General features: G+C 38.6%; 9 protein-coding genes. 6 read left to right on the top strand and 3 right to left on the bottom strand.

The window, feature by feature from the left end; all coding sequences use genetic code 11:
* Positions 1-250: 250 nt before the first annotated feature.
* On the bottom strand, positions 251-802 hold the full coding sequence (locus K8O68_RS02300; RefSeq protein WP_230895323.1) for a YsnF/AvaK domain-containing protein: 552 nt from the start codon (positions 800-802) through the stop codon (positions 251-253).
* A gap of 88 nt (positions 803-890) precedes the next feature.
* Positions 891-1,397, bottom strand: a complete 507-nt coding sequence (locus K8O68_RS02295) for a YsnF/AvaK domain-containing protein (RefSeq protein WP_230895322.1) — start codon at positions 1,395-1,397, stop codon at positions 891-893.
* A 511-nt stretch (positions 1,398-1,908) separates the two neighbouring features.
* Here K8O68_RS02295 and K8O68_RS02290 point away from each other — a divergent pair.
* The 4 genes from K8O68_RS02290 to K8O68_RS02275 all read left to right on the top strand — a co-directional run bounded on the left by K8O68_RS02290 (position 1,909) and on the right by K8O68_RS02275 (position 3,845).
* Positions 1,909-2,694 (top strand): MBL fold metallo-hydrolase, encoded by a 786-nt coding sequence (locus K8O68_RS02290; protein WP_230895326.1) that lies wholly within the window; start codon positions 1,909-1,911, stop codon positions 2,692-2,694.
* Between the two features lie 35 nt (positions 2,695-2,729).
* Positions 2,730-3,029 (top strand): TIGR04104 family putative zinc finger protein, encoded by a 300-nt coding sequence (locus K8O68_RS02285; RefSeq protein ID WP_230895321.1) that lies wholly within the window; start codon positions 2,730-2,732, stop codon positions 3,027-3,029.
* 57 nt (positions 3,030-3,086) lie between these two features.
* Positions 3,087-3,296: a 2-hydroxymuconate tautomerase family protein gene (locus K8O68_RS02280; RefSeq protein WP_230895320.1), complete on the top strand. Its 210-nt coding sequence runs from the start codon at positions 3,087-3,089 to the stop codon at positions 3,294-3,296.
* Positions 3,297-3,410: 114 nt separating this feature from the next.
* Positions 3,411-3,845: a GNAT family N-acetyltransferase gene (locus tag K8O68_RS02275; RefSeq protein WP_230895319.1), complete on the top strand. Its 435-nt coding sequence runs from the start codon at positions 3,411-3,413 to the stop codon at positions 3,843-3,845.
* Between the two features lie 49 nt (positions 3,846-3,894).
* Here the strand turns inward: K8O68_RS02275 and K8O68_RS02270 are convergent, their stop codons facing one another.
* A complete protein-coding gene (locus tag K8O68_RS02270; RefSeq protein WP_230895325.1) occupies positions 3,895-4,167 on the bottom strand; it encodes a DUF3243 domain-containing protein in 273 nt (90 codons plus the stop codon).
* A 486-nt stretch (positions 4,168-4,653) separates the two neighbouring features.
* On the opposite strand from K8O68_RS02270, the gene K8O68_RS02265 reads away from it, so the two are divergent.
* Together K8O68_RS02265 and K8O68_RS02260 are read left to right on the top strand one after the other, a co-directional pair.
* Entirely contained in the window at positions 4,654-5,478 is an 825-nt protein-coding gene (locus K8O68_RS02265; RefSeq protein WP_230895318.1) for a DUF368 domain-containing protein, read from the top strand.
* Between the two features lie 414 nt (positions 5,479-5,892).
* Positions 5,893-6,273 carry a nuclear transport factor 2 family protein gene (locus K8O68_RS02260; protein WP_230895317.1) on the top strand — a complete coding sequence of 127 codons (381 nt, stop codon included), beginning with the start codon at positions 5,893-5,895 and terminating at the stop codon, positions 6,271-6,273.
* Positions 6,274-6,334: the final 61 nt, after the last annotated feature.

Here is a 6,334-nt window from a genome sequence, read left to right as displayed (position 1 = left end):
CGAGACTACGTAAGAAAATACTGTGGAGGCAAGTGGTTAGAACCCATGCGGGTTAACCCGCATGGGTTCTAAAGAGAGTAGAATTGGAAAATTCTACACCACAACAATTGACAGAGAACCAGAATTAACGTAAGAGGGCTGGCATTTCCTTATATATATTTCCCAGATGAAATTAATATATTTTTACACCACCTCTGAAACGAAAAAAAGTTCTAAAAACGAGACGGCCCGTTTTAGAACTATAAGTGATTTAAAAAAATCTGTTATCCTGGTCAGGATCTGCATTTCCTTCAATTTCTGTACCAGGGTCTTTATCTCTGAATTCTCCTTCATTTTCCTCCACATCAACGTCGAGTTCTTCCTTTTTTAAGGTTTCTTCAATTTGCTCAACTTCCTGGACTTGGCGCTTCGATACGGAAACCTCATTGAGTTTAACCGGCTGCTTTTCAATTTCTACTTGTTCTTCTTTTAATGGAATTCGTAATTCTTCTTCATCACCTGCTTCCACAACCATTTCCTGGCGTTTGACAGGGATTCTGATGGTTTTTTCTTCTTCTATGACATCGGTTCGTACGTCGACTTCACCAGTCTGCTCCCGTTCCTTATTTATATCTAATTCCTCTTCTCGAAGCTGCATCTCAGTCTCCTGGCCGTCTTCTTCCTGATTGGTTTTTCTATTACCAAACGTATAGCTCATGCCGCCCACAGCCGCGCCCAGTATCAGGCCTCCTTCAACAGGGACATTTAAGACCCACGTAATAAGACTGCCAATAATCGCTCCAGCCACTATATATCTTATCATTAGGCTTCCTCCGTTTATGTGATTTTTAAAAAGAGGGTAACTAAAGGCAAAGCCTTTTAAAGTTACCCCTGAAAAAGTTTAGCAAATGCTATTCTCTTTCAACATCCATATCGCCTTTAGTTTCTACATCTGCCTCGCCGTGTACGTCGACATCAGCCTTTTCTTTATGAAGAACGTCCCGCACCTGTTCATTTCTTTCAACAGGGCGCTTTTGGGCAGAAATTTCACCGATTACCACTGTATGCTTATCAGCATGAACTTCTTCAGCGGTCACAGGAATACGAACTGATTCTTCTTCTGTTATAGGCTCATCAGTTGGTTCGTGGTTAACTTCTCTCTGTTCAATCACGACCTGGTCATGAGAGACAGGGACATTAACTGTCTGTTCTTCTTCTGTAATCTCTTTATGAAGAACGACATCGCCAGTGTCTTTTCTTTGTTTGTCGACATCCAGCTCTTCTTCACGAAGATCCATATGAACCTCATTTGCGAATTCAGTCTCCTGTTCGCGGTCCTCCTGGCGTACTTCCTGCATTCCTTTTCGTCTTTCTTTCTGGTTTTGTTCATTACCATTAAATAAGCCGAAAAAGCCCATTTAGAACCCTCCTAAGAAATAAAATTTTAAAAGCGGTACAGCCATATCGTTCCCGCAGCAGAGTTCGTCTATCCGTGGAAGAAAGTGCATGAATTTACACACGCAGTCCATTTTTTAAATAATTAAACAAGCATAAAATTTAACGGGTACATGAAAAATAACTTTAAATAGCATCAACTTCGTTCACCCATTGATTCTCTTTGTTCTAATGGAATTTTAAATTTAGACTTTGATTTGGTCTAATTTGAAACGACAACCAGTAGAAGCTTACGAAGATATACAGGCGCTGGTCCTGGTAAAAGAACAGATTCTAGAGGAACCTTTCTGACTTTAATGACTGGATCAAAAGAAATTGGTTCTGTACGTTTACGAGAACCAGTTAGAAGCCTTGAGGAAATAAATAACTGATCAAACGGACATGCTGACAGGCGTGTCTTTATTTTTTTGAATTTTTAAAGGATACAATGAAATAATGCAGAAAGAAGTATAATAAACTAAATCTTGGGAGGGAATAAAAATAAAAGACGCATGGTTTACTATTCAAAAGATCGATCCTCTAACTTTTGCAATAAGTGAATACGGCCATTGGGAGAAAGTCCATTCTTTTTTGCTGCTCGGCACCCATTCGGCCGCTCTAATCGATACTGGGCTGGGCATCGATAATATTAAAAGGGTCACTGATCAGCTGACAAGTCTGCCAATTAAGGTGCTTACGACTCATGTGCACTGGGATCATATAGGCAGCCATGGTCAATTTACCGACATTTATGTGCACGAAGGAGATTTAAACTGGCTGAAGCACGGTATTAAAGGATTGTCTATCAGCCAAATAAGAAAAGACATAAGCAGAGATATTACTTCGCTTGTACCTGAAACGTTCAATCCCGACACTTATAAGCCTTTTCAAGGAGAACCAGCAGGATTGCTGGAAGACAGAGAAGAAATCGATCTTGGGAACAGACAATTAATGGTCTATCATACACCCGGCCATTCACCCGGCCATATATGTGTGTTTGACAAGACAAACGGCTATTTATTTACTGGAGATCTTCTTTATGACCAGGCGCCAGTTTACGCTTTTTATCCCTCAACTGACCCTGAGGCCTTAACCGCGTCGTTAGAAAAAATAGCTGGTTTACGTGGAGTGAGACAGGTGTTTGGGTCACATCATACGTTAGGGCTTTCTCCGGAAATTTTGGAAGAAGTAAAAAAAGCCTGTACATATTTAAGAGAAAACGACCTCGCAAAATTCGGTACAGGCATTCATCAGTTTAACGGGTTCAGTGTGCAATTCTAGAAAGAACTTGAAAAGTTGAAAAGGAGGCCCTGCATATGCGATTGCCTGATTGTTTATTTTGCGGTCGTTCGTTCAGATATAAAGAACTTCTTTTGTTTATGAGATCAGCAAAGAAGTGCCCACGGTGTGAAAATAGCCAGTATATATCTCCTGACAGCAGACTGAAAGGAGCATTATACAGTTTCTTTTTTGTTGTTTTATTCACACTTGGAGCTTTTTTTATTAACGCCAGCCCGTCTTTATACTTTATTTCAGGCTTGGTTATTTTAATTGGCGCTATTGCTGCAAGTCCTTTATTAATTAGATTTACTCGTAAAGAAGAACCTTTATTTTAGGCGGCTGGGTTTAATTTAACTGCCAGTCAAAATTTTACAGGAAAGAGGGAGAGGTAAATGCCTTACGTTAATATTAAAGTGACAAAAGAAAACGGTGGTCTGACCAAAGAAGAAAAAGAAACGTTGGTGAAAGGTGCGACATCTCTACTGCAGGAAACACTCGGTAAAAATCCGGCTTCCACCGTAGTAATTATTGATGAAGTAGACACCGATAATTACGGTTTAGGAGGGGAACTGATCACTGAACGGAGAAAGCGCGGACAGTAAAATAGTTGAAGTAAAAAACTGCTACCATGCAGTTTTTTCTCATTCATAATAAACTCATTAAAATATGCTACACTTTGGTTACACAATTTTCCAATAAAGTGAGGGAAGATCTCAATGAATGAGAGTACAATTAAAGAACTTAAATCTAAAGAAGAGATTTTGCAAGCTTACCCAGTTATGAGGCAGCTGCGTTCCCATCTTGATGAACAGGAATATCAGCAGTTAGTGGAAGAAGCGCAGAAACACGAAGGATATACTATGTATGCCATATTTGATGAAAAGGAGCTTGCAGGTGTTATTGGGTTCCAGCCGATGATAACGCTGTACTATGGCCGGTTTATTTGGGTTTGTGACCTGGTCACAGATCAAAATAAACGGTCTAAAGGTTTTGGAGAAAGTTTGCTTACATATGTGCATAAATGGGCAAAAGAAAACGGTTATGCCCATGTCGCTTTATCTTCAGGGCTCCAACGGTTTGAAGCCCATAGCTTTTATGAAGAAAAAATGGGTTATGACAAAGCCAGTTATGTATTTAAAAAAAGCTTATAATTGGTGGCATAAAAAAACAGCGTGTTATTAAAACACGCTGAGCTCTGAATTAATTACCTTCTTTTTTAGCAAGTTTCACGAGAGTATGGGCCATTTTATGCTTTTCGTCATCATCACTGACTTTCCACATTTCCTGAAGAAGCTTTTCTTCAGTATTTTTAGGCTCTTCATGGTTTTTAAGGTACTCAGCGACTCGTTCTGCTCCTTTAGCCAGCTGTTCTTCACTTAAACCAAGCTTTTCGCCTTTTTGGATCTTGTCGTTTAGATAATTTTGAAACTCGTCGAAACTATCTAAAATTTCCTGTTTCTTATCTGGAGACATATTCTCCAGTTTTTCTTCAGCTTGTCGTTTTGGATCTGCCACAATAAATCCCTCCTAGTAAGTTATATTTTGGCAGTTCCCCCTATTTAAACTATATAAACCATTATTATGAAACTTGTTTAAGTTTTATATAATAAATATTTAAATAAGTTGTACAACGGGCAGTAAAAAGAGCAGTTTTTCATTTTTTAGACAGGGAAATCGATACATGCTCGGTGAGAGGCATAAAATAAAGGGGATAGCGATAGAGAGAGTTTGCGAACGAGAAGAAAATCAGCCTGTCCTCTAACATTCTATTTCCGGTGAGTATAAATTAAAACATTCGCTGGATCACGGATTTCTGTGCTGTAGTATGTCGTGCAAAACTTCTCTAATTTACTTAAAACAAAGGGATGCTTTAAAAAGATTCGAGTACCGGTTTAATATTACCGCTACACATGCTTCTTTTGTTAAGAAGCAGAAGAAAGGAACGGTGGAATTTCCAAGATGTACAAGAATATATTCAGAGGAGCTGCAATTGGAATTACAGAAACAGTGCCTGGAGTGAGCGGCAGCACAGTTGCTATGATCTTAGGAATATACGGCCAATTAATATATTCCTTAAGCAGTTTAACAACTGATAAGAGGAATGAGCAGTTGCCGTTTTTATTAACCTTCGGAATAGGCATGCTTTTTGGATTTGCAGTCTCTCTTTATCTCATTGATTATTTATTAAGCACCTACCGCACGCCGACATTATTGTTTTTTGCAGGCATTATCACAGGATTTCTGCCTTTTCTATGTAAGGAAGCTGTTAGCAAGTCTCATACTTATTTTCAAAAAACACATTATTTTATTATTATATTTTTTTTCCTACTAGTAGCCGGCGGGCAGTTTTTCGGCGGTGGTATTGAGATGAATACCACTGACTTATCGGTCGGAAATTACTTATTTTTAGTGCTTGCAGGCACGGTGGCAAGCACGGCTCTTGTTCTGCCTGGTATCAGCGGAGCTCTTATCATGACTATTTTGGGTGTTTATGAAGTGGCAACTGCCTCTGTTCTTACCTTGCATCTTCCTGTCATTTTGCCGATATTATCAGGGTTGATCCTCGGTGTTTTATTTACAAGCAGACTAGTCAGGTTTCTTTTGGAGAAGTATACCATGGAAACATACTCCGCTATGATCGGCTTAGTTGCCGGTTCTATAATTGCTGTTTTTCATAATGCTGGCGGGCTTATGGAAGCTCAAGTTTTAATAGTTTCCTTACTAACATTTACGGCAGGACTTCTTTTAGTATCTATATTAAAAAAAGTACAAAATGCCGGTTGAAGAGTTAGGTCTTCGTATTATTTATAATAATATTATGTAAAGTGCTCGGCAACTTTTTATAAGAGTAAAACAGCCGGGTGGTAAAACCTAATCCCAATAAGCTTGTTAATTATAATTATTCAAATAAGCTGATTGAATGGGTAAAATCGCTGATTGAAAAGAATTTTCGCCGATTGAATCTTATTTTCGCTGATAGAAGGTGAAATATCGCTGATAGAAGTGAAGTTCGAACTAATAGAAAGATTATTAGTCCTTATAAATCACATATGTGAGCATACAAACGTGTTCTTTAGCTTACATGACACAAACCATGATATAAAACGGCATGCAGAGAGAAGAAACTCACATCATCACATGCCATTTTAACTGTAAATCGATAAATTACTGGACACGGGGATTAATTAGGAGGTAAAAATGCCGCACGATTTGAAAAGTCAGCTGAAAGAGTTAGAGGAAAGCCATATAAGTCTTGAGGTTCGCAGAAGTTCGGAGAAACTGGCTGCCCTGCTTGCGGATGATTTCTTGGAAATAAGCAGCTCAGGATATAAATACGGGAAGAAAGAATTTCTCGAAACAGGAGTGGTTTTAACAGAAATGACGCTGTATAATTATGAAATTTATCCTCTCGCATCGAATATTGTATTATCAACTTATTTTATTCGTGATAAAACGAGGGACAAAAATACAATGCGCAGTTCCATATGGAAACTTACTAATGGAGAGTGGCAGTTATCTTTTCATCAAGGAACAGTGACTCCCCTTGAGTCTAAGGACTTTATAGGAAATGGTAATTAATGAAAAGGAACAGCGGGTGCTTCGGCAGTCGTTGTTTTTTTATTGTATAGGTCTAATTATT

It is taken from the genome of Salipaludibacillus sp. CUR1 (assembly GCF_021028955.1).
Taxonomy (GTDB): Bacteria; Bacillota; Bacilli; order Bacillales; family Salisediminibacteriaceae; genus Salipaludibacillus.
The sequence above is the reverse complement of the archived record's forward strand: the minus strand, read 5'-3'. Positions and strand labels throughout refer to the sequence as shown.